Raw genomic sequence first — 21,475 nt, 5'->3', positions numbered from 1 at the left:
CGGGCGCGCGTCGCCCAGCCCGTCTGGCCCCACCAGTTCGCACGCCGTCAGTTCGCCTGACCCCGTCAGGCGACGTCGCGGCGCGCCGCCAGCCAGTGGACGATGGCCAGGGCCACCGCCCACGCGACAGGGACAACCAGCGCCATCACGTCGCCGAGGCGCAGCACCAGCGCCGCGCCAATGAGCGCGCCAATGACCAGCGCCAGCCAGGACAGGGCGTAAGGCGCGAAGGCCGCCGGCCCCGCCCGCCCCAGCAGCCATTGCGCCAGGCCCTGGGCGGCGGCGACGAAAGCGCCGGTGACGAAGGTGCCGCCCACCGCCGCGCCGGCGATGTGGCGGCGGGCGTTGTTCAGCATACCCATGGCGAAGGACAGCGGCAGCAGATGCAGCGGCTCCAGGCCATCGAACCGCACCAGCAGGAACGACAGCCCCAGCATCAGCGCGACAAGCACGAAGACGCCCGTCTGTGAACGCCGGCGCGCCAGTTCACGCCACAGCGCCCCGGCGAACACGCCGATGAAGAAGCTGGCGAGCACGGCGGCGATGCGTCCGGCCAGCAGCCATTTGCCATCGGCCAGGGCGGCCGCGAGCTGGGTGCTGTTGCCGCTCATGAACGAGACGAACAGACCGCCGAGCAGCAGCCAGCCAATGGCGTCGACGCAACCGGCGAGGGCCACCTGGCCCAGCAGCAACGCCACCTGCCCCACCAGGGGTAACCCGTCCGTCGGCGATGGTTTGTGCACGCCAGCCCGCCTTTCCGAAACATCCCGGTTTCCAGCCTGGCGGGAGCATATACCGGATTGCGCCCGGGTGAAGCGGCGCGCGCCTCCCCCGGGACGCGAGGCGCGCTATTCGCCCGCGGCGACGCCCGTCTCCACGTAGATCTGGCCGCCGCCGGCGGTGAACTCGGCGCTCTTGGCCTTCATGCCGGCGGCCGCCTGCTCCAGCGCCTGGCGTTCGTTGTCGCCCATGGCGGCGACCTCGGCGCGCAGATCCTGGGTGATCTTCATGGAGCAGAACTTCGGTCCACACATGGAGCAGAAATGCGCCACCTTGTGCGCGTCCTTCGGCATGGTTTCGTCATGGAAGGCGCAGGCGGTGTCCGGGTCGAGGGAGAGGTTGAACTGATCTTCCCAGCGGAAGTCGAAGCGCGCCCGCGACAGGGCGTCGTCGCGCACCTGCGCGGCGGGGTGCCCCTTGGCGAGATCGGCGGCGTGGGCCGCCAGCCTGTAGGTGATGACGCCGGTTTTCACGTCGTCGCGGTTGGGCAGGCCCAGATGCTCCTTGGGGGTGACGTAGCAGAGCATGGCGGTGCCAAACCAGCCGATCATCGCCGCGCCGATCGCCGAGGTGATGTGGTCGTACCCCGGCGCGATGTCGGTGGTCAGCGGGCCAAGCGTGTAGAAGGGCGCCTCGCCGCAGGCCTTCAGCTGCTTGTCCATGTTGGCCTTGATCTTGTGCATCGGCACGTGACCTGGGCCCTCGATCATCACCTGACAGCCCTTGTCCCAGGCGATCTTCGTCAGTTCCCCCAGCGTCTCCAGCTCGGCGAACTGGGCGGCGTCGTTGGCGTCGGCGATCGAGCCCGGGCGCAGGCCGTCGCCCAGCGAGAAGCTGACGTCATAACGGCGCATAATGTCGCAAATCTCGTCGAAGCGCTCGTAGAGGAAGCTCTCGCGATGGTGCGACAGGCACCAGCGCGCCATGATCGAGCCGCCGCGCGAGACAATGCCGGTGACGCGGCTGGCGGTCAGCGGCACGTAAGGCAGGCGCACGCCGGCATGGATGGTGAAGTAATCGACGCCCTGCTCGGCCTGTTCGATCAGCGTGTCGGCGAACACCTCGAAGTCGAGTTTTGCCGGGTCGCCGCCGACCTTCTCCAGCGCCTGATAGATCGGCACGGTGCCGATCGGCACGGGCGAATTGCGCATGATCCAGCTGCGGATATTGTGGATGTTGCGGCCGGTGGAGAGGTCCATCACCGTGTCCGCGCCCCAGCGCGCGGCCCACACCAGCTTCTCGACCTCCTCCGCCGCGGTGGACACCACCGCCGAATTGCCGATGTTGGCGTTGATCTTCACCAGGAAGTTACGACCGATGATCGTCGGCTCCAGCTCCGGGTGATTGATGTTGGCGGGGATCACGGCGCGACCGCGCGCCACTTCGCTGCGCACGAACTCCGGCGTGATGAAGGTGGGGATTTCAGCGCCGAAATCCTCGCCGTCGGCGCGACGGGCCGCGGCGCCGTCAGCCATGGCCTGGCGACCGGCGTTCTCGCGGTGGGCGATGTAGATCATCTCCTCGGTGATGATCCCGGCGCGCGCGAACTCCAGCTGGGTCACCATCTGGCCGTCGCGGGCGCGCAGCACCGGACGTTGCGCCGGGCAGGCCGGCACCAGGCGCGCGCCGGCGGCGCCGCCGTTGTCCTCCGGCTTCACGGCGCGGGGGGCGACGCTCTCAAACCCGCGCCGGGCGATCCACGCGGCGCGGGTTTGCGGCAGACCCGCCGTCAGGTCGATACGGACGTCCGGATCGGTGAACGGGCCCGACGTGTCCTGCACCAGCAGCGGCGGCTCGCCCGAAGCCTCCGTCAGGGTGATCTCGCGGAATGGCACGCGGATATCAGGATGCGCGGCCGGGGCGGTGTAAACCTTGCGCGAGCCACGGATGGGGCTGGTGGTGACGGCGGCGGGCGCGCTGGCGCCGCTCAGGATGGCGTCGGTCATGATGGTCTCTGCCCTGAATTGTTGCCTGGCTGGAATGTTGATCCGGCCAGACGAAGGCAGAGGCAGAATGGACGGCCTCGCCACAGGCAAGGCTTTCGTCCAGCGCGCGCAACATCGCCGCCGGGAATCCGGTGGTCATGCCGCCGCCAGCGTACCGGACCGTCACCAGACGGCTGGCCGCAGCGGACACATGCAATAGCTGTGTGGCGCGCAAGTTCCTGTCCCTCCGCCGGCATGACCCGGATCAGGTTCAGCGGGTCACCACGGCGTCGACAGGCGAATAAAAGCCGCCGGCAGGTGGAATCTCAGCCCCCTCACGGGGCCCCCCTCGGAATGTTTCCAGACTGCGTGAGGACGCGGCGGGTGTCAATCCGCCGGCCAGCTCGCCCCACGTCGCGCGCCCTCGCAGCGCGCCCTTGCCCGCCGTTGCCGCGCCGCAGCTTGTGTCGCGGAGGCGCGGGCGGCACAACAGCGGACCGATGCGCGTGGGCCGATGCGCCGCGCCGCCAACGCGGGAGAGGAGCCAGGCATGAGCAACAGGGACGCCGCGCCATTTCGTCTTGACGGGCAGGTGGCGCTTGTCACCGGCGCCGGACGCGGCTTGGGACTGGAAATGGCGCGTGGCCTGGCCCGCGCCGGCGCGACCGTCATCATCAACGGCCGTGACGCCGGGCGGCTGGCGGCGGCGCGCGACGGACTGGCCCAGGATGGCTCCGACGCGCAGGCCCTGGCCTTCGACCTGACCGACGACGCGGCGGTGACGGCGGCGCTGACGGACATCATGGCCCGCTTCGGTCGCCTCGACATCCTGGTGAACAACGCCGCCGCGCGCGACCGGCGGGCGCTGGCGCAGTTCGGCCCCGGCGACATGGAGGCGCTGCTGGCCGCCAATATCGCCGCGCCGTTCGAGATCAGCCGCAAGGCGGCGGCCCTCATGAAGGCGGCGGGTTACGGGCGCATCATCAACATCACCTCGATCGCCGCCAGCATTTCCCGCGCCGGCGATGCGCTCTACACCACCTCCAAGGGCGGCCTCGACGCCATGACCCGGGCGCTGGCGGCGGAGCTGGGACCGCACGGCGTCACGGTAAACTCCGTGGCGCCCGGCTATTTCGCCACCGAGGCCAACGCCGGCATGGTCGCCGACGCCGGCGTCGAAGCCTGGCTGGGCCAGCGCACCTCGCTGGGACGCTGGGGCCGGCCAGAAGAGATCGCCGGGGCCGTGGTGTTCCTCGCCTCGCGCGAAGCCTCGTACATCACCGGCCATGCGCTGGCCGTGGACGGCGGCTTCCTGGCGCATTTCTGAAACCGGACGACCTGCGGATTCAGCCGCGACAGATCAGAGACATGTCAGGGTTTGCGCGTGATTCCTTTCCCGTTGGAGGCGCCTTTCTCATGACGACGGCACGAAACACCATTTCCATTCCCCTCAAGACCGGGGACCTGGAGCCCGGATTCTTCACGCTTGCAATTTCCGGCAATGACAGGACCAACGACATCTATGCGACCTGCACCAATCCAGGTCGCCGGCAAAACCAGACCTTTCTGACAACCCTCTCCCACGACGGCGTCGTTCAGGGTTACGGCACGCCCGTCGAACAGCGGGACGGCGTCATCATCACCAGCGCCTGGGCAAACCCGGAGGCTGGACGCCATGAAATCTAGCGGATGACAGCAAGCAACGACGGGTTCTCAGCCATCTGCGCCATCGAAATGTATGACGCCGCAACGCAGGAACTCATTTCGTTCCCGCCCCAGGGGCGCAACTCCCCATTCGCCAGCTTCGCGTTCACGCAGGACAAAACCTTTGTGATGGCGACGTTTGACGGCTTGCAGATCGTCAGTTTCGAGGCGCGAAGCCGGACGATGGTGCAGAACCCGCAGGCGACAGTCACCGGACCGGAGATCAAGCCGGCGCTGATCTGGGCGCCGTCCCTCTATGACGGCGGCGCCAGGGTATGGCAGGCCAATCGCATGCAGGTGATGGCCGCGGAGCAGACGATCACCACGCTTCAGCCCCCTGCGGGCGACATCACGCGCGTCGTCACCAATTTTTCGCCGCCCCCGCCCGCACAACCGGCGGTCATCTGGACCGGACAGGATCCCCGGCGCCCCGCCGAGATCTGGGCGCTCTGCGACGTCGGTCCGCGGACGGACATTATCGAAATCATCACCTGCGTCACGGAACCGTTCAGGGACGCGCTGGTTCAGGTTCCCTACAGCAACTATAGCGGCGCCATTTCCCCCTGCGCCAACCCGGCCACGGGGGCGCTGCAGTTCATCGATCCGTCGACACGCGCCGTCGTCGCGGTAGATGTGGGGTCGGCTGCGGCCACGGTGCTGGTCAAATCGCCGCTCGCCGCCGAAGGCGCCGCGATGCGCTGCGACAGTTCGGGCCGGACATGGATTGTGGGCAACCATCCGCAACGCGGCCCGATGCTGTGGGGTTATATGCCAGGCTGAGAGTCTGTCTGGAAATTCGCAGCCGGAATCCGCGCTTTCAAACAGGCGCCAGGCGCATCACGCCCGCGCGCTGACCACCCAGACGGCGGCGTCGAGCCAGACGCCGTCCGGCGTCTCGTGGCGGCGCAGCGCCTCGGCCACGCGCTGGCGCGCCGCGTCGGCGACTTCGGGCTGTTCGCGCAGCAGGCCGGCGAGCGGGCCGATGCGCAGCGCCTGGGCCAGCGCCTTTTCGAACGGCAGGCCGCCCACCTTCTGGTCGTGCGGGCGGATGTCGATGGCGCTGAAGCCGGCCTCGCCGAGAATGCTGTCGATGCGCCTGGCGTCGGCGAAGGCGAATGGCCCGGGCGCCAGCGGATCAGTCTTCGGCGGTTTCACCGGGAAGGCGTCGAGCGCCGCCCGGTAAGGCGCGAGCATCACCGGGTTCTCGTCCGGCCGGCGCCAGCAAATAAAGGCAAGGGTCGCGCCTTTGCGCATGTGGCGGCGGATATTGGCGAAAGCGGCGACGGGATCATCGAAGAACATGACGCCGAAACGCGAGAACACCCCGTCGAACGGCGCGCCGCCAGCCGAGAGATCGGCGATCTGGGCGTCCGCCTCGACGAATGACGCATTGACGGCGCCCCGCTCCCCCGCCAGCTCGCGCGCCCGCGCCAGCATCGGGGCGGAAATATCGACGCCGACCGCAGCGCCCTGCGGGCCGACGCGCCCCGCCAGCTCCACGGTGTTGGCGCCGCAGCCGCAACCGACGTCGAGCAGGCGCTGCCCCGGGGCCGGCCGCAGCGCGGCCAGCGCCTGATCGGACAGGGGCGCGAACTGCCGGTCCAGATCCGCGTGCAGATCGACCCAGGAGCACACGGCCCCGGCGTTCCAGAATTCGGCCTGGGCTGCGTTGGGCGCCTTGTCCATAGGTCGCTCCCATATGTCAGAGGTTCATGTATCAGAGGTTGTTGTCGGCGATGACGCCCTCGAGAAAGCCGCCCAGATCATCGGTGATGTGGTCAACATGCGCCAGCTCCTCGCGCGCCTGTTCGAACGGCTCGCGCCAGGGGTCAGGCGTCGCCGGCAGCACCAGCGCCGTGGTCATGCCAAGCGCATGGGCCGGGGCAAGGTTGCGGGCCATGTCCTCGAAGAAAGCGGCGCGGGTCGGGTCCACGTCATACTGCGCCAGCAGCATGTCGTAGGCGCCCTGCTCAGGCTTTGGAATAAAGTCGGCGGCGACAATATCGAAATAGCCGCTGAAGTGACTGTCCAGCCCCAGCTTGCGGCAGATATTTTCGGCATGGCGGGCCGAGCCGTTGGTGAAGATCAGCTTGCGGCCAGGCAACGCGCCAATCGCGGCGGCAAGACGCTCGTTGGCCGGCAGCAGGCTGAGATCGACGTCATGAACGAAGGCGAGGAAATCCGCCGGGTCCATGCCGTGCTCCAGCATCAGCCCGCGCAGGGTCGTGCCGTGGCGATGATAATAGTACTTTTGCAGGGCGCGGGCCGAGATGCCATCCAGATCGAAGGTTTCGGCGAGGAAGCGCGTGATGCGCTGGCCCACCTGCGGCCACACCTGGGCCTCGTGCGAGTACAGGGTGTTGTCGAGATCGAAAATCCAGGCGTCGACATGCGCAAAGCCGCGCGGCGCCAGGGCGTCCGCGGCCAGAGTATCTGCGGACAGGGTGTCTGCGGCGGGTCCGGGGACGGGAGACATATGGTTCATGCGCTTCATATACATGAAGTTTGTGAACGATTGCAGCCGCGGCGCGTGCAGCCCCCCGCGCTTCCGCCTCCATCATGCCCCCCGGTCACAGGCCCGGCCCTGACGTGATCGGGAGGGATGATCCCGGCGCCTGCAAGGCGCACAAAGGGAAACGGGCGCATCAGCAACAGGGAGCGCCGACGCCCACAAGAGAAGCGCGGAGCGTGCGCGAGCATGCCGGACGCCCGCGCGGGCCGGTTTTGTCGACGAACACAAAAAACCCCGGAGCAGGCTCCGGGGCTTCATGGTGCTGGCGCTCCCTCAACGCGGCGGCCGGTCAGGCCGCCGCCGGGGGCTGGATTACTTGTATTCCGGCTCGTCATACCAGGGGAAGAACGACGGCATGTCGGTCGACACCTTGTCAGGGAAGTTGGGCAGGCGCTTTTCGAGGAAGGAGGTCACGCCTTCCTGCACGTCGCGCTGCTTGCCGCGCCAGAAAATGCCGCGGCTGTCGACGCGGTGCGCCTCCATCGGGTGATCGGCGCCCAGCATCCGCCACATCATCTGGCGCATCAGCGAGACCGACACCGGAGCCGTGCGCTCGGTCCAGCTGCGGGCGATGGCGCGGGCGCGCGGCAGCAGTTCGTCGGCCGGCACGACCTCCTTGACCAGGCCGCCGGCCAGGGCTTCCTGGGCATCGAACACGCGGCCCGAATAGGCCCAGTCCGCCGCCTGCTGGATGCCGACCAGACGCGGCAGGAACCAGCTGGAGCAGGCTTCCATGACAATGCCGCGCTGGGAGAACACGAAGCCGAAGCGGGCGTTCTCGGAGGCGATGCGCATGTCCATGGGCAGCTGCATGGTGGCGCCGATGCCAACGGCCGGGCCATTGATGGCGCCGATCACCGGCTTCAGGCTGTTGAAAATGCGCAGGGTCAGGCGGCCGCCGCCATCGCGCATCGCCGGGTCGGCGGCGAGGTCGGGCTTGCCGTCGCGGCCGAGCGGCAGGTCGGTGGTGGAGGTGCGGCTGTCGTAGTTGAAGGTGTCGCCGCCCGCGGCCAGGTCAGCGCCGGCGCAGAAGCCGCGGCCCTCGCCGGTGATGATGATGGCGCGCACCGAATCGTCGGCGTCCGCCTTGTCGAACACCGCGATCATCTCCTGCATCATCTGGCCGGTGAAGGCGTTCAGACGATCGGGACGGTTCAGGGTGAGGGTCAGGATGCCGTCGGCGAGATCGGTCTTGATGGTGGCGCCGTCGGTCTTGATGGAATCGTATGACATGCTGCTTCCCGCGTTTGCTCCCGTTCCGCCACCCGGCGCGATCGACAGGCTGACCATTGGGCAGCCCGCAACCTGCCCCCCGGAAGGCGGCCTGCGCTGTTGTGACAGATCAAACGCTAGATAGGAAGCCGCTTCCGCTCCGGCGCCTGGCCGTGTTAGGCAATCTCACGCCCAGAAAAGCATTGCGCGGAGGAGTACGCATGAACAAGGATTTTGACCTGTCGAACCGCGTCGCGGTGATCACCGGCGGCAACGGCGGCATTGGCCTCGGCATGGCCGACGCCCTCGTCCGCGCCGGCTGTTCGGTGTCGATCTGGGGCCGCAACCCCCAGAAGAACGAGCAGGCGCTGGCGCAGCTCAAGACCCATAACGCCGGCAAGGTCGAAGCCCGCATCTGCGACGTGTCCGACCGCAGCTCCATCGAGGAAACCTGGCGCGCCACCCTCGGCGCCTTTGGCCGCGTCGACGGCTGCTTCGCCAACGCCGGCATTGGCGGCGGCGGCCGCAAGGCCTTCATCGACCGCACGCCGGAAGAATGGCGGCAGATGTTCGCCACCAATCTCGACGGCGTGGTGCAGGTGTTCCAGCTCGCCGCCCGCCACATGATCGAGCGCGCCGAAAAGGGCGACGCCTTCGGCCGTCTCGTTCCCACCTCCAGCCTCGCCTCGATCTCGGGCACGGCCCGCAACGAGCACTACGCCGCCACCAAGGCGTCGCTCAACGCTCTGGTGCGGGCGCTCGGCGTCGAGCTGGCCCGCTACGGCATCACCGCCAACGCCATCCTGCCGGGCTGGATCAAGAGCGACATGACCGAGGGCATCATGGGCAATGACAAGTTCGTGGCCAATGTGCTGCCGCGCATTCCCATGCGCCGCTTCGGCGAGCCTTCCGACTTCGGCGGCATCGCGGTTTACCTGATGAGCACGGCCTCGTCCTACCACACCGCCGACACGCTGCTGATCGACGGCGGCTACGCCATCTACTGAGCCGCGTCCGGCGCCACGCGAAACAGACGGGCCGGACCTGACGATCCGGCCCGTTTTTGCATGCCGCGGCGCATTCCGGCAAAGCCTGGCCGCGAAAGACGCCGATCCACATTTTCCAAAAACGCTAGCGCAGCAGATCGTTGATCGACGCGGCCTGGCGATCCTGGGTCAGGCCGGCGCCGCCGCCGTTATCGCCAGCTTCGCTCCCGCCGGCCACGCCCTGCCCGGCCGCCTCATGATCATGTGCGGCCTCCACGTCGCTGTCGGATGTCGCCGCGCCCCGGTCGTAGGGCGTGATGTTGCCCGCGCCCGCCTGTGCGACCATGCCCGGCCCCGGCTCGAAGGGCGGCGGCGACATGGGCGTCCATTTCAGCACCGGTTTGCAGATGGTGCGGCCGCGCCCGTGACGGGCCAGATCCATGTGCAGGTGGTTGTAGTGGTAAACGTCGGACCCGGGCGCGAGCACCGTGCTGAACTGGCCGCAGGCGCCGACGAAGATGGTGCGCAGGAATTCCTGATCCGCGGGCGAGCCACGCCAGCCCCTGATCACCGAGAGCTTGCGGCCGTCGGCGAGGGTCATGCCCATGAAATCGGCGGCGTTGCCGTAGGAATGCTCTGAGCGGCGCCCGCCGGCCCGGTTGTTCATGCCCCGGCAGGAATAGGAGCCAAAGTGAATCTCGGCGACGGCCACGCCATAATACTGGCGCGCCGCCGGCTGCACGCTCTCCGCCACCCATTGCTCCAGGGCGGCGATCATCGGGCAGCCCAGCACGGCGCGGGACTTCAGCGCCACGGTTCCATTGAGAATCGCCGTCACCCTGAATGGCGAATCCATGCCGCAGGAGCCTGGACCGTTCATCGCCTTCATCGGCTGCATGAATTCAGACGGCCGCACCTGCTTGCGGGCAAGGCACTGCGCCTCGGCCTCGCCGCGCCAGGGCGCGCGCTTCTCACCCGGAAACAGGCCGCAACCAGCCAGCAGAACAATCAGTGCCGCGGCCGCCAGGCCACCGAAACGGCGCATGCGCTGTCTCCCGTCCGGCGACGGCGCGCGCCCCCGAACCCTTGAAGCTGGCGCCCGCGACCAACTCCTGGGGTGGACCTGGATCGCGACGGAACCAGCCGCCACATCTCACGGACGGCGGCCAAAAGGGCGCGCCGGTCTGCTCAGGAATGGCGCCGGATCCCTAACGGCTGCTGAATCGGCGAACAGGCCCCAGGGCCGGCATGGCGGCGACGGCCAAGATGACGTAAGGGCATGCCGTTGATCCGGCGCGGTTTTTCGTCGCGCGGCCGCCAGTCGGGCGCATACCGGCGCTCCCCGTCCCCTGTCCCAGGCGATTCGGTCATGGTTAACCGGCGGTTGACATCCCGCCCCCGGCGGCGGCGCGGCAGCAGCCGTCCAGACATGGGCGCGCCGGCAAAACGCCACATTGATCGGCTCATGACAGGGGCCGCCGCCTGGGGGCCGCGTCCCGACAGCCGCCACCGGCCCGTTTCACCGGCAGGCGCCGGGGCAGGAGTGCGTTGACTTTCAAAACGGCTTCATCCATAAGCCCGCCATGGGTTGGCGGGCGCCCGCGTGGGCGCCGTTTGCTTTTTTAACCACTGATTTTAGTCGGCGCCGCAGGCGGGCTCGCGTTGCTCACCGTGTGGCTGAGGGCGCGGAGCAAACCGCAGCCGCTTATGACCGGAGATGAGCCGTGAAGAGGACCTATCAACCGAGCAAACTCGTGCGCAAGCGCCGTCACGGCTTCCGTGCGCGCATGGCGACCGTCGGCGGCCGCAAGGTTATCGCCGCCCGCCGCGCCCGTGGCCGCCAGCGCCTCTCGGCCTGATCCGCAGCCTGTGGAGGCTGCGTCCGTGACGAGCGTCCCGGCGGCGGCCCGCAGACTGACCAGGCGGTCCGAGTTTCTCGCGGCGGCGGCGGGACGCCGCTTTCACACGCCGCGCATGACGGTTCAGGGCATTATGCGCACTTCGGCTGCCGACAGCGGCGCAGGCATGCGCGTTGGCTTCACCGTCACGAAGCGCGTCGGCAACGCGCCTGAACGCAACAGAATTCGCCGTCGCCTCCGGGCGGCGGTTGACCTCGCCAGCACATCCTGGCCTGCCGCTTCGCTTGACCTCGTGTTGATCGCGCGCCGCGAAGCCATCTCCGCCCCCTTTGACCAGCTTGTCGACGATTTGCGCAACGCCGCGCCGGCCCTGGCCAGCGGCAAGGGCGCAGCCGCGCCCAAATCCTCGCGCAACGGCGGCCGCCGCCGGGGCAAGGGCAGCGCGCGCCCGAACGGCGCCGCGCGAGGCGCCGGAACCGATGTTCACGAAAAGACGGACAAAAGCCCATGAGCGATGACAATCGCAATCTGATCCTGGCGATCGGCCTGTCGATCGCCGTGCTGATTGGATGGACTTACTTCTTCGGTCAGCCGGGCCAGTCCGCCAAACCGCCGGCAACGCAGACCGCGCAGCAGGTTCCCGGCCAGCCGCAGACGGGCGCCGCGATCCAGCCCGGCGCGCCCGGGCAGGCGCCCCGGCCGCTGGACCCGGGCCTGACCGGACAGACGCCGCCCGTGATGACCCGCGAGGCCGCCCTGAAGGCCTCCCCGCGCGTGGCCATCGACACGCCCGCCATCGCCGGCTCCGTCAACCTGGTGGGCGGGCGCATCGACGACGTGTCGCTGAAGCAGCACCGTGAGACCGTCAACCCGAACAGCCCGATCATTGTGCTGTTCGAGCCGGTGGGCGCGCCGGACCCGTATTTCGCCGACTTCGGCTGGATTGGCGAGGCGGGGGCCAAGGTCGCCCTGCCCCAGGCCAACACCCTGTGGACCGCCGACAGCGACCGCCTGACGCCCGGCAAGCCCCTGACCCTGACCTGGGACAACGGCCAGGGCCTCGTGTTCACCCGCGTCATCTCGGTGGACGACAACGCCATGTTCTCCGTCCGCCAGGGCGTGAAGAACACCGGCGCCGCGCCGGTGACGCTGTATCCGTTCTCGCTGATCTCCCGCTGGGGCAAGCCGCACACCCAGGGCTATTTCGTGCTGCACGAAGGCCCCGTGGGCGTGCTCGGCAAGGCTGGCCTGCAGGAGCCGACCTACGACAAGCTGGCCAAGAACGACATCCTCTACGGCAATGTGCGCGGCCAGGTGTTCAAGGACACGGTTGGCGGCTGGATCGGCGTTACCGACAAGTACTGGGCCGCGGCCCTGGCGCCCAACCAGGAAAAGCCGTTCGAGGGACGTTTCACCGTCACCGAAGCGCACAAGCCGATTTACCAGACGGACGTGCGCGGCGCGGCCATCACCATTGCCCCCGGCGCCTCGGCCGACGACACCGTGCAGCTGTTCGCCGGCGCCAAGGAAGTGGCCGCCATCGACGGCTATGAGCGCAAGTATGGCATCAAGAGCTTTGACCTGCTGATCGACTGGGGCTGGTTCTATTTCATCACGAAGCCGATGTTCTTCGTGCTGGATTTCATCTTCAGGCTCGTCGGCAACTTCGGCATCGCCATCCTGCTGGTGACGGTGCTGGTGAAGCTGGTGTTCTTCCCGCTGGCCAACCGCTCCTACGCCTCCATGGCCAAGATGAAGGCCGTGCAGCCGGAGATGATGGCCATCCGCGAGCGCTACGCCGACGACAAGGTGAAGCAGCAGCAGGAAACCATGGAGCTGTACAAGCGGGAGAAGATCAATCCCGTCTCGGGCTGCCTGCCGATGCTGATCCAGATCCCGGTGTTCTTCGCGCTGTACAAGGTGCTGCTGGTCACCATCGAAATGCGGCACGCGCCGTTCTTCGGCTGGATTCGCGACCTCGCCGCGCCCGATCCGACCAACCTGTTCACCCTGTTCGGCCTCATTCCGTGGAACCCGCCGACCCTGCTGCATCTCGGCGTCTGGCCGATCATCATGGGCGTGACGATGTTCCTGCAGATGAAGATGAATCCGGAGCCGCCGGACCCGGTGCAGAAGGCGATGTTCAGCTGGATGCCAGTGATCTTCACCTTCACCCTGGGCTCGTTCCCGGCCGGTCTGGTGATCTACTGGAGCTGGAACAACCTCCTCTCCGTGTTGCAGCAGGGCTTCATCATGAGAAAGAACGGCGTGAAGATCGAGCTGTTCGACAATCTGAAGAAGATGTTCACCCGCAAGACCAAAAGCGCCTGAGGCAAGCCCGGCGCAGCGACGATCCGGACTCCCGGCGGCCCTGGCCGCCGGGAGTTTTTCTTGTCGTCAGTTTTTCTTGCCGCCCGCAGGCCGGGCGGCTCTCCGGGGGGCCCGTGGTGGCCGCTGCGTCACGCCCATCTCTCTGGCCCCATCTCTTTGGTTTGACGCGTTTTCTCCGTGCAAAGATGTAGCCCCTTTGCCGGAAAACGCTTTATAAGGACCCCGGCAACGGGAGAAGCAGCATGAGCGACGAACAGCCGGCCACGCCTGACACAGCTCCCGCCGTCGCGCCCGGGGCGGACGCGGACTTTGACGCCGGAACCCTGGAGATCGGCCGGCGGCTGTTCGCCGGACCGGCGGAATTCTACTGGGCGACCGCGAAGATCGACGGCCTGCCGCCGATGCAGGGCATGGAAATCGCCTTCGCCGGGCGCTCCAATGTGGGCAAGTCCAGCCTGGTGAACGCCCTCACCGGCCGCAACACCCTGGCCCGCACCTCCAACACGCCGGGGCGCACCCAGCAACTGAACTTCTTCCGCGTCGGGCCGGAATGGGGCCAGTTCTCGCTCGTCGACATGCCTGGCTACGGCTTCGCCGCCGTGGGCAAGGAGAAGGTCGCCGCGTGGACGCGGCTGATCCAGGATTATCTGCGCGGCCGGGCCAATCTGGCCCGGGTCTATGTGCTGATCGATTCGCGCCACGGCGTGAAGCAGATCGACACCAACGTGCTTGATGGCCTGGACCGGGCCGCCGTGTCCTATCAGGTGATCCTGACCAAGGCCGACGCCCTGAAGAAATCGGAGCTGGAGGCGCGCATCGCCGCCATCCGCCAGGGCCTGCTGCGGCGCCCGGCCGCTTTCCCCCAGGTGCTGGCCACCTCCAGCCGCTCCGGCGCGGGCGTGGAGAACGTGCGCGCCGCCGTGGTGCAACTCATGCGCGAGCGGGGTTTCGACCCGGTTCCGCCGACCTGACCCGTCCTGAGCGAAATCCGTTGTTATCGCACGGTATTTTGCTCCAACTCCCTGACTGGCGGCGTTTTCCTGATGCGGTGACCGATCCGCTTCAGGGGCGAACGCTTTAGCAACGACAAACCAGGAGCCTGCGATGCCTGAGCGTTTTCTGCTGTTTCTCGGCGCCCTTTGCGGCCTTGCCGGCGTGATGGCCTCGGCCGCGGCCGCTCATGTCAGCGGCGACGACAACCTCAAGACCGCCGCGCAGTTCCTGCTGTTCCACGCGCCCCTGCTGGCGGCGGCGCCGGCGATCGTGCGCAGCGGCGCCGTGCACCGTCACATCGCGCTGCTGGCGCTGATGCTGGTTTTCATTGGCGTGGCGCTGTTCAGCGGCCAGCTGGCGATGCGGGCGCTGAAAGATGCGTCCCTGTTCGCCATGGCGGCTCCCACTGGCGGCACGGTGCTGATGCTGGGCTGGGCGTTGCTCGGCGTCGCCGCCCTGGTCCCGATCCGCAAACCGGCCGCGCCATCGGCCTGACGCGCGCCCCGGGAGGCGCTGGCGCGACGGCGTGCGTTGACCGGGCCCGCCAGAACGTGTTGAAAACGGCGCGACACTCGCTGTGTTTTGTATCCGGCTGACGGCAGGCGCTCATGACCGAACTTCCCGACGTATTCACCCAGGCTGAAATCCTGGTTCAGGCGCTGCCGCACATGCAGCGCTACGACCAGGAAATCATCGTCATCAAATATGGCGGCCACGCCATGGGCGATCCGGAAGCCGCCCAGGACTTCGCCCAGGACGTGGTGCTGCTGGAGCAGGCCGGCGTGAAGCCGATCGTCGTGCACGGCGGCGGACCGCAGATCGGCCGCATGCTCGACAAGCTCGGCATCAAGTCCGAGTTCGCCAACGGCCTGCGCATCACCGACAAGGCCACCGTCGAGGTGGTGGAGATGGTGCTGGCCGGCTCGATCAACAAGCAGATCGTCGGCACCATCTCGGCGGAGGGCGGCAAGGCCATCGGCCTGTGCGGCAAGGACGCCAACATGGTGATCGCCCGCAAGGTCGGCCGGACGACAGCCACCGATTCCAACATCGAGAAGCACGTGGACCTCGGCTTCGTCGGCGAGCCGGAGCGCGTCAACCGGGCCGTGCTCGACGCGGTGCTGGCGGCGGAGCTGACGCCGGTGCTGGCCCCGGTGGCCAATGGCGCCGACGGCGCCACCTATAACGTGAACGCTGACACCTTCGCCGGCGCCATCGCCGGCGCCATGCGCGCCAAACGCCTGCTGCTGCTGACCGACGTGCCGGGCGTGCTCGACAAGGACAAAAAGCTGATGCCGGAGCTGACGGTGGATGAATGCCGGGCGCTGATCGCCGACGGCACCATCACCGGCGGCATGATCCCCAAGGTGGAAACCTGCATCTACGCCCTGGAGCAGGGCGTGGAGGGCGTCGTCATCCTCGACGGCAAGCAGCCGCACGCCTGCCTGCTGGAGCTGCTGACCGATCACGGCGCCGGCACGCTGATCCGCAAATAGGCCAGGCCCGGCGAACTGGATTCATGTATTGAGAGAAGAGATGGCCGGCGCTTCGCCGGCCATTTTGTTGCGGCGAAGCGTGAATCACCTGCTCCGCAACGCCGGATCGCCGAAGCCGCCGCCGGTGGGGGTGACGATGGTGACCGCCTCCCCGGGCGCCAGCGTCACGGCGGCGCAGCCAGGCAGTTGCTCCACCTGACCGTCGCGCCGGCGCACGAGGTTGCGGCCGGGTTCGCCGGGCAGACCGCCGGCCAGGCCGTGCGGCGGCAGGCGGCGGTGACCGGAGAGCACGGCGCACTCCATGGCCTCGCGGAAGCGGATGGTGCGGCTGACGCCGTCGCCGGCGTTCCAGCGGCCCCGCCCGCCCGAGCCATGGCGGATATGGAAATCCTCCAGCACCACCGGAAAACGGCTTTCCAGAACCTCCGGATCGGTGAGGCGCGAATTGGTCATGTGGGTGTGCACGGCGTCGGCGCCATCGAAGCCATCTTCCACTGTGGCGGTTTGCGGATCATAGGCCTGGCCGTGAACGCCGGCTGGCGCGCCGGAGCAGATGGTTTCGTAATACTGGTAGCGGTCGTTGCCGAAGGTGAGGTTGTTCATGGTGCCCTGGGCCGAGGCCAGCACGCCCAGGGCGCCGAACAGACAATCGGTCACCGCCTGGCTGACCTCGACATTGCCGGCGACCACCGCCGCTGGCCAGCGCGGGGCCAGCATGGAGCCTGGCGGCACAATGATGCGCAATGGCCGCAGGCAGCCGGCGTTCATGGGAATATCGTCGGCCGCCATCACCCGGAAGGCATAGAGCACGGCGGCGCGGGTCACCGGCTCCGGCGCATTGAAATTGTCCGGCTGCTGCGGCGAGGAGCCGGTGAAATCCACCGCCGCCCCCTGACGGTCGGCGTCGACGCGGATGCGGACGCGGATGACGCAGCCCTGATCCATCTCCACGGCGAATTCGCTGTCCGGCAGTCGCGCCAGCACCCGCCGCACGCTGGCGGCGGCGTTATCCTGAACGTGGCCCATATAGGCCTGCACCGCCGCCAGGCCGAAGTGGGCCAGCATCTTGCGCAGCTCCGCCACGCCCTTCTCATTGGCGGCGATCTGCGCCTTCAGGTCGTTGACGTTCTGGTCGAGGTTGCGCACCGGCCAGCGGGCGCCAGCGAGCAGCTGCCGCAATTCCCTCTCGCGCAGGGCCCCCTGATCGACCAGCAGGAAATTGTCGATATAGACGCCCTCCTCCTCAATGGTGACGGCGCGCGGCGACATGGAGCCCGGCGCGATGCCGCCGATATCGGCGTGATGGCCGCGCGAGGCCACCCAGAACAGGATGCGTTGCTGGCCGTCGTCGAATACCGGCGTGCAGACGGTGATGTCGGGCAGATGCGTGCCGCCATTGTAAGGGGCGTTGAGGCAAAACACGTCGCCGGGGCGAATGCGCGGATTGCCGGCGATGACGGTGGCGACGGAGGCGTCCATGGAGCCCAGATGCACCGGCATGTGCGGGGCATTGGCCACCAGGTTGCCGGCGGCGTCGAACACGGCGCAGGAAAAGTCCAGCCGCTCCTTGATGTTCACCGAACTGGCGGTGTTCTGCAGGGTGACGCCCATCTGCTCGGCGATCGACATGTAGAGGTTGTTGAAGATCTCCAGCATCACCGGATCAACGTCCGATCCCGGCAGGTTGCGGCCAGGCAGCGGCCGCACCCGCGCCAGCACCAGATCGCCATTGGCCTGCATGTCGGCCCGCCAGCCGTCCTCGACGATCACCGTCTGGTTCGGCTCGACAATCACGGCGGGGCCGTCAACGAAGCCGCCCGGTTGCATGGCCTCGCGGCCGACCACCGCGGCGTCGCGCCAGGCGCCCTGGCTGAAGAAGCGCGTGTGGCGCAGCACCGGCGCGGCGTGGGCAGGCGCCTCCCCCCCGGCCCCCGGCGCATCCGCCGCCGCGCCGCCGCCGGCGCACGCCACCTCCACCGCCTCGACCGCCAGGGCGCGCGACGGCTCGATAAAGCCATAGCGCTGGCGGTGGGCGGCGTTGAAACGGGACGCCAGGGCCGCCGCGTCATCCCCCACGCGGAACGGAATATGCAGGGCCGAATCGGAGCCGGCGTAGCGCACGTGAACGCGGATGGTGGTGCGCAGGTCCTTGCGGATGCCCTGGGCCGCCAGCTCGGCGTGACATCCGGCGGCAAGCCGGTTCGCCAGAGCGATGATGGCGCCCGGCGCCTCCGCGTCCAGGGCCAGGTCGAGGCCGGCGTTGCGGGAGGCGGCGATATCGGCGAGGCCCATGCCGTAGGCCGACAGCAGGCCGGAAAACGGGTGGATCAGCACCCGCTCCATACCCAGCGCATCGGCCACCAGACAGGCGTGCTGGCCGCCAGCGCCGCCGAAGCAGTTGAGGGCATAAGCGGTAATGTCATGGCCGCGCTGCACCGAGATGCGCTTGATCGCCTCGGCCATGTTGGCCACGGCGATTGCGATGAAGCCATCGGCCACGTCTTCCGGCGAACGGCCATCGCCAACCTCGCCGGCCATGCTGGCGAAGGCGGCGCGCACCATGGCCACGTCCAGCGGCTGGTCGCGACCTGGGCCGAAGATCGCCGGAAACAGCTCGGGGTCAAGCTTGCCGAGCATGACATTGGCGTCGGTCACCGCCAGCGGGCCGCCGTTGCGGTAACACATGGGGCCTGGGTCGGCGCCGGCCGACTCCGGCCCGACGCGGAACCGGGCGCCGTCGAAGCGCAGCAGCGAGCCGCCGCCCGCCGCCACCGTATGGATCATCATCATCGGCGCGCGCATGCGCACGCCGGCGACCTCGGTTTCAAAGGCGCGTTCGAAATCGGCGGCCTCCGCCTCCCCGGCCGATGCGCCGTCGAAATGCGCCACATCGGTGGAGGTGCCGCCCATGTCGAAGCCGATGACCCGCTCAAAGCCAGCGGCAAGGCCGGTGCGGGCCATGCCGACGACGCCGCCGGCCGGGCCGGAGAGGATGGCGTCGCGTCCCTGGAACAGGCTGGCGGCGGTGAGGCCGCCGGACGAGGTCATGAACATCAGCCGCACGCCGTCGGCTGATGCGTCGTTGAGCGCGTTGACGCCCAGCTCCTCCGCCACCTGGGCGACATAGCGGTTCAGCACCGGCGAAAGATAGGCGTCCACCACCGTGGTGTCGCCACGCCCGACAAACTTGATCATTGGCGAGGCTTCGTGCGAGGCGGTGACCTGGGCGAAGCCCATGTCACGCGCCAGCCGCGCCGCCAGCTGCTCATGGGCCTGCCAGCGCCAGCCGTGCATGAAGACGATGGCCAGCGCCTGCCAGCCGGCGTCCAGCAGGCCCTGCAGGGCGCGCCGCACCCCGGCTTCATCCAGCCGCTGCTCAACGGTTCCATCAGCCAGCACGCGCTCATCGACTTCCGCCACCACGCCATACAGCGCTTCCGGCTTGACGATCTGGCGGGCGAAAATTTCGCGCCGCGCCTGGTAGCCGATGCGCAGGGCGTCACGAAAGCCGCGCGTGGTCAGCAGCGCCGTCGGCTCGCCCTTGCGCTCCAGCAGGGCGTTGGTGGCGACGGTGGTGCCCATGCGGACATCACCGACGAGCCCCGGCGGGATCGCCGCGCCGACGTCCAGGCCCAGATGCTCGCGGATGCCCTGCACCGCCGAATCGCGCCATGCCGGGCTTTGCGACAGCACCTTGCGGGCGTGCAGGCGCCCGGACGGATCGCGGGCGATGACATCGGTGAAGGTGCCGCCACGATCAATCCAGAAATCCCACCGGCCTGCGCCCCTGACGCCCGACGTCGCCTCCGCCGCACTGGCGCTGGCGGAAGACGACGGCGTTGGGGAAAGCGTGGCGGGCATCACTGGGTTCTCCTGCATCGCATGGCGGCGGCGCGCTTCCGGGCGCCCGGGGCATGGTCATGGCCTTCGGGTCGTGGCATAACCGATTCAGGCACAGGCGCGACCGGAGCCTCGCCGGTTGGGCCGATCCTGTCTTTCCCAGGAGGCGGGCTCCGCGAGCGCTCTGGTGGGAAGCAATGTCGCCGGTTGCCCCGGGGCCTTTGTCCGGGGCGGTGATGATGACTGATTGCGACGGGTAATGACCATGTTCAAGCGGCTTTCGCCCCTGTTTTTCATGTGCGCCGCCACCGTTGCGGCGGCCGCCTTCGCCGGCCCCGCCACAGCGCGCGATCAGGTTCCGGCGGAAACGCGCACCCGGCCGTGGTCGGCGGTGCTTCCCGGCTGCGCCGACAACATGGTGCTGTACAAGGTTTCCGACCGGTTCGCCCGCACCGAATCGAATTACTGGAACTCCAGCCTCACCATCACCGGCTATGACCGCATCACCACCCTGGCGGACCGCCCGGCGGGGCTGGACTATATTCCGCGCCGCTTCTGCAGCGCCCGCGCCTGGATGTCGGACGGCTATTACCGCACGGTGTATTATTCGGTGGCCGAAGCGCTGGGGCTTCCCGGCCCGGGCATTTTCAATGTCGGCTACGAGCCCTATGGCGTGAACTATTGCGTTGTCGGCCTCGACCGCGGCTGGACCTATCCGCCAGGCTGCCGTTCGGCCCGCCCCTGATCCGGCAGGCTTCCGCATCTTGATCACGCCGCGATCCGTCGCCGCTCTGGCCCTGACGCGCCGGCCCCGCCTGGCGCGGCTTGTTGCGGCGCTGCCTGGCGCCGTGATGCTGCTCGCCATTGCGCCGGCTGGCGCGCAATGGGGCGGCGGGCCGCGCGCCGATCGTGGCGCCGCGCCTGGCAATTTCGACCATTACGTGCTGGCCCTGTCGTGGTCGCCATCCTTCTGCATGCGCGAAGGCCAGCGCAAACAGCGCAGCCAATGCGATGTGGGGCAGAAGCTCGGCTTCGTGGTGCATGGGCTATGGCCGCAATACGCCAGCAATGGCTACCCATCCGAATGCGCGCCATCACCACGATTTCCGTCGCGCATGGCGCTGCGCGCCGCCGATGGGGTTTTCCCCGATGAAGGGCTGGCGCGGCATGAGTGGCGGGTGCACGGCACATGCTCGGGCAGCACCGCCGTGGACTATTTCCGCGATGTGCGCCGGGCCCGCGACGCGGTGACCATCCCCGACGCCTATCGCGGCGCCGGCGGGCCGTTCAGGGACAATGTCATGGCGTTGAAGCGGGCGTTCGTCGCCGCCAATCCGCGCCTGCGCGTCGACATGATCGACGTTGCCTGCTCGCGCGGCGCCCTGCGGGAAATCTACATCTGCTTCAGCAAGGACCTGCGGAGTTTCGCGCCCTGCGGCGACATGGGGCCGCCGCGTTGCCGCGCCGGTTTCGAGGTTCCGCCACCGCGCTGACGGTCCCGCTCCACATCCCGGCGCAGCGGCGGCGCGGATGTGAATTTGACATTTGCGTCCGGTGGCGGAAAGCAGGACCAGGCTCAGATCCGCCCCGGCCGGATTTGCGCCTTCTCCGATCCAGCCAGCATTTACGGAACGCGTCGTGAATTATCGCCATGCCTTTCACGCCGGCAATTTCGCCGATGTCATGAAGCACGCCCTGCTGACGCGCATCCTGACGCATCTTGGCCGCAAGGATACGCCCTACTGCGGATTCCACGGATGATGGGCATCGATTCCACGCGATCGTGGGCATGGATTCCACGGCATCGTGGGCATCGATTCCACGCCTCGGGCAGCCT

The 21,475-nt window shown here is 68.1% G+C and carries 19 protein-coding genes, 1 pseudogene and 1 riboswitch; of the genes and pseudogenes, 13 read left to right on the top strand and 7 right to left on the bottom strand.

Annotation, left to right across the window (positions count from 1 at the left end):
• Positions 1–65 precede the first annotated feature (65 nt).
• Entirely contained in the window at positions 66–743 is a 678-nt protein-coding gene (locus EV666_RS13210) for a YoaK family protein (RefSeq protein ID WP_165910015.1), read from the bottom strand.
• A 105-nt stretch (positions 744–848) separates the two neighbouring features.
• Positions 849–2,726, bottom strand: coding sequence for a phosphomethylpyrimidine synthase ThiC (thiC, locus tag EV666_RS13205; protein ID WP_132008788.1), 1,878 nt, complete (start codon positions 2,724–2,726; stop codon positions 849–851).
• A gap of 203 nt (positions 2,727–2,929) precedes the next feature.
• Positions 2,930–3,065, bottom strand: a riboswitch (TPP riboswitch).
• Positions 3,066–3,255: 190 nt separating this feature from the next.
• On the opposite strand from thiC, the gene EV666_RS13200 reads away from it, so the two are divergent.
• The 3 genes from EV666_RS13200 to EV666_RS13190 all read left to right on the top strand — a co-directional run bounded on the left by EV666_RS13200 (position 3,256) and on the right by EV666_RS13190 (position 5,189).
• Positions 3,256–4,032, top strand: a complete 777-nt coding sequence (locus tag EV666_RS13200; protein ID WP_132008785.1) for an SDR family oxidoreductase — start codon at positions 3,256–3,258, stop codon at positions 4,030–4,032.
• A gap of 89 nt (positions 4,033–4,121) precedes the next feature.
• A complete protein-coding gene (locus tag EV666_RS13195) occupies positions 4,122–4,391 on the top strand; it encodes a hypothetical protein (RefSeq protein WP_132008782.1) in 270 nt (89 codons plus the stop codon).
• Between the two features lie 3 nt (positions 4,392–4,394).
• On the top strand, positions 4,395–5,189 hold the full coding sequence (locus EV666_RS13190; protein WP_132008779.1) for a hypothetical protein: 795 nt from the start codon (positions 4,395–4,397) through the stop codon (positions 5,187–5,189).
• A gap of 57 nt (positions 5,190–5,246) precedes the next feature.
• Here EV666_RS13190 and EV666_RS13185 read toward each other — a convergent pair whose 3' ends face one another.
• From EV666_RS13185 to EV666_RS13175, 3 genes are all read right to left on the bottom strand, one after another.
• Positions 5,247–6,095: a class I SAM-dependent methyltransferase gene (locus tag EV666_RS13185; protein WP_132008776.1), complete on the bottom strand. Its 849-nt coding sequence runs from the start codon at positions 6,093–6,095 to the stop codon at positions 5,247–5,249.
• Positions 6,096–6,126: 31 nt separating this feature from the next.
• Entirely contained in the window at positions 6,127–6,894 is a 768-nt protein-coding gene (locus EV666_RS13180; RefSeq protein ID WP_245514416.1) for a pyrimidine 5'-nucleotidase, read from the bottom strand.
• 339 nt (positions 6,895–7,233) lie between these two features.
• Positions 7,234–8,154: a crotonase/enoyl-CoA hydratase family protein gene (locus EV666_RS13175; protein ID WP_132008773.1), complete on the bottom strand. Its 921-nt coding sequence runs from the start codon at positions 8,152–8,154 to the stop codon at positions 7,234–7,236.
• A gap of 200 nt (positions 8,155–8,354) precedes the next feature.
• Between EV666_RS13175 and EV666_RS13170 the strand changes: the two genes are divergently transcribed.
• Positions 8,355–9,140: an SDR family NAD(P)-dependent oxidoreductase gene (locus tag EV666_RS13170; protein ID WP_132008770.1), complete on the top strand. Its 786-nt coding sequence runs from the start codon at positions 8,355–8,357 to the stop codon at positions 9,138–9,140.
• A 124-nt stretch (positions 9,141–9,264) separates the two neighbouring features.
• Here the strand turns inward: EV666_RS13170 and EV666_RS13165 are convergent, their stop codons facing one another.
• The gene (locus tag EV666_RS13165; protein ID WP_132008767.1) at positions 9,265–10,164 is read right to left on the bottom strand and encodes an extensin-like domain-containing protein; all 900 of its coding nucleotides are present in this window, start codon (positions 10,162–10,164) and stop codon (positions 9,265–9,267) included.
• Between the two features lie 679 nt (positions 10,165–10,843).
• Between EV666_RS13165 and rpmH the strand changes: the two genes are divergently transcribed.
• From rpmH to argB, 6 genes are all read left to right on the top strand, one after another.
• Positions 10,844–10,978, top strand: a complete 135-nt coding sequence (rpmH, locus tag EV666_RS13160; RefSeq protein WP_132008764.1) for a 50S ribosomal protein L34 — start codon at positions 10,844–10,846, stop codon at positions 10,976–10,978.
• 25 nt (positions 10,979–11,003) lie between these two features.
• The gene (rnpA, locus tag EV666_RS13155) at positions 11,004–11,489 is read left to right on the top strand and encodes a ribonuclease P protein component (protein ID WP_132008761.1); all 486 of its coding nucleotides are present in this window, start codon (positions 11,004–11,006) and stop codon (positions 11,487–11,489) included.
• Positions 11,486–13,309: a membrane protein insertase YidC gene (gene yidC, locus EV666_RS13150; protein WP_132008758.1), complete on the top strand. Its 1,824-nt coding sequence runs from the start codon at positions 11,486–11,488 to the stop codon at positions 13,307–13,309. Before rnpA ends, yidC begins: the two co-directional genes overlap by 4 nt.
• Positions 13,310–13,551: 242 nt before the next feature.
• Positions 13,552–14,280: a ribosome biogenesis GTP-binding protein YihA/YsxC gene (gene yihA / locus EV666_RS13145; protein ID WP_132008755.1), complete on the top strand. Its 729-nt coding sequence runs from the start codon at positions 13,552–13,554 to the stop codon at positions 14,278–14,280.
• Between the two features lie 133 nt (positions 14,281–14,413).
• On the top strand, positions 14,414–14,797 hold the full coding sequence (locus EV666_RS13140; RefSeq protein ID WP_132008752.1) for a DUF423 domain-containing protein: 384 nt from the start codon (positions 14,414–14,416) through the stop codon (positions 14,795–14,797).
• 113 nt (positions 14,798–14,910) lie between these two features.
• A complete protein-coding gene (argB, locus tag EV666_RS13135) occupies positions 14,911–15,798 on the top strand; it encodes an acetylglutamate kinase (RefSeq protein WP_132008749.1) in 888 nt (295 codons plus the stop codon).
• A gap of 84 nt (positions 15,799–15,882) precedes the next feature.
• Here argB and EV666_RS13130 read toward each other — a convergent pair whose 3' ends face one another.
• Positions 15,883–19,659 carry a hydantoinase B/oxoprolinase family protein gene (locus EV666_RS13130; RefSeq protein WP_132008746.1) on the bottom strand — a complete coding sequence of 1,259 codons (3,777 nt, stop codon included), beginning with the start codon at positions 19,657–19,659 and terminating at the stop codon, positions 15,883–15,885.
• A 244-nt stretch (positions 19,660–19,903) separates the two neighbouring features.
• Here EV666_RS13130 and EV666_RS13125 point away from each other — a divergent pair, with 244 nt between their 5' ends.
• From EV666_RS13125 to EV666_RS13115, 3 genes and pseudogenes are all read left to right on the top strand, one after another.
• Complete coding sequence (locus EV666_RS13125) at positions 19,904–20,383, top strand: hypothetical protein (protein WP_245514415.1); 480 nt, start codon at positions 19,904–19,906, stop codon at positions 20,381–20,383.
• A gap of 106 nt (positions 20,384–20,489) precedes the next feature.
• Positions 20,490–21,131, top strand: coding sequence for a ribonuclease T2 family protein (locus EV666_RS13120; RefSeq protein WP_132009122.1), 642 nt, complete (start codon positions 20,490–20,492; stop codon positions 21,129–21,131).
• Positions 21,132–21,276: 145 nt separating this feature from the next.
• Positions 21,277–21,381 (top strand): annotated as a pseudogene (locus EV666_RS13115) (23S rRNA (adenine(2030)-N(6))-methyltransferase RlmJ); the annotation flags it as partial.
• Positions 21,382–21,475 lie beyond the last annotated feature (94 nt).

Origin of the sequence: Camelimonas lactis (assembly GCF_004342915.1) — a bacterium.
Classification (GTDB): domain Bacteria; phylum Pseudomonadota; class Alphaproteobacteria; order Rhizobiales; family Beijerinckiaceae; genus Camelimonas; species Camelimonas lactis.
The sequence above is the reverse complement of the archived record's forward strand: the minus strand, read 5'-3'. Positions and strand labels throughout refer to the sequence as shown.

Bases quoted from the DNA above. Each gene is read 5' to 3' on its own strand.
- yihA (WP_132008755.1), top strand. From the start codon at position 13,552: ATGAGCGACGAACAGCCGGCCACGCCTGACACAGCTCCCGCCGTCGCG.
- EV666_RS13180 (WP_245514416.1), bottom strand. From the start codon at position 6,894: ATGAACCATATGTCTCCCGTCCCCGGACCCGCCGCAGACACCCTGTCC.
- EV666_RS13120 (WP_132009122.1), top strand. From the start codon at position 20,490: ATGCTGCTCGCCATTGCGCCGGCTGGCGCGCAATGGGGCGGCGGGCCG.
- yidC (WP_132008758.1), top strand. From the start codon at position 11,486: ATGAGCGATGACAATCGCAATCTGATCCTGGCGATCGGCCTGTCGATC.
- EV666_RS13165 (WP_132008767.1), bottom strand. From the start codon at position 10,164: ATGCGCCGTTTCGGTGGCCTGGCGGCCGCGGCACTGATTGTTCTGCTG.
- EV666_RS13170 (WP_132008770.1), top strand. From the start codon at position 8,355: ATGAACAAGGATTTTGACCTGTCGAACCGCGTCGCGGTGATCACCGGC.
- EV666_RS13185 (WP_132008776.1), bottom strand. From the start codon at position 6,095: ATGGACAAGGCGCCCAACGCAGCCCAGGCCGAATTCTGGAACGCCGGG.
- EV666_RS13195 (WP_132008782.1), top strand. From the start codon at position 4,122: ATGACGACGGCACGAAACACCATTTCCATTCCCCTCAAGACCGGGGAC.
- EV666_RS13175 (WP_132008773.1), bottom strand. From the start codon at position 8,154: ATGTCATACGATTCCATCAAGACCGACGGCGCCACCATCAAGACCGAT.
- EV666_RS13140 (WP_132008752.1), top strand. From the start codon at position 14,414: ATGCCTGAGCGTTTTCTGCTGTTTCTCGGCGCCCTTTGCGGCCTTGCC.
- EV666_RS13130 (WP_132008746.1), bottom strand. From the start codon at position 19,659: ATGCCCGCCACGCTTTCCCCAACGCCGTCGTCTTCCGCCAGCGCCAGT.
- EV666_RS13200 (WP_132008785.1), top strand. From the start codon at position 3,256: ATGAGCAACAGGGACGCCGCGCCATTTCGTCTTGACGGGCAGGTGGCG.
- EV666_RS13125 (WP_245514415.1), top strand. From the start codon at position 19,904: ATGTTCAAGCGGCTTTCGCCCCTGTTTTTCATGTGCGCCGCCACCGTT.
- EV666_RS13190 (WP_132008779.1), top strand. From the start codon at position 4,395: ATGACAGCAAGCAACGACGGGTTCTCAGCCATCTGCGCCATCGAAATG.
- argB (WP_132008749.1), top strand. From the start codon at position 14,911: ATGACCGAACTTCCCGACGTATTCACCCAGGCTGAAATCCTGGTTCAG.
- thiC (WP_132008788.1), bottom strand. From the start codon at position 2,726: ATGACCGACGCCATCCTGAGCGGCGCCAGCGCGCCCGCCGCCGTCACC.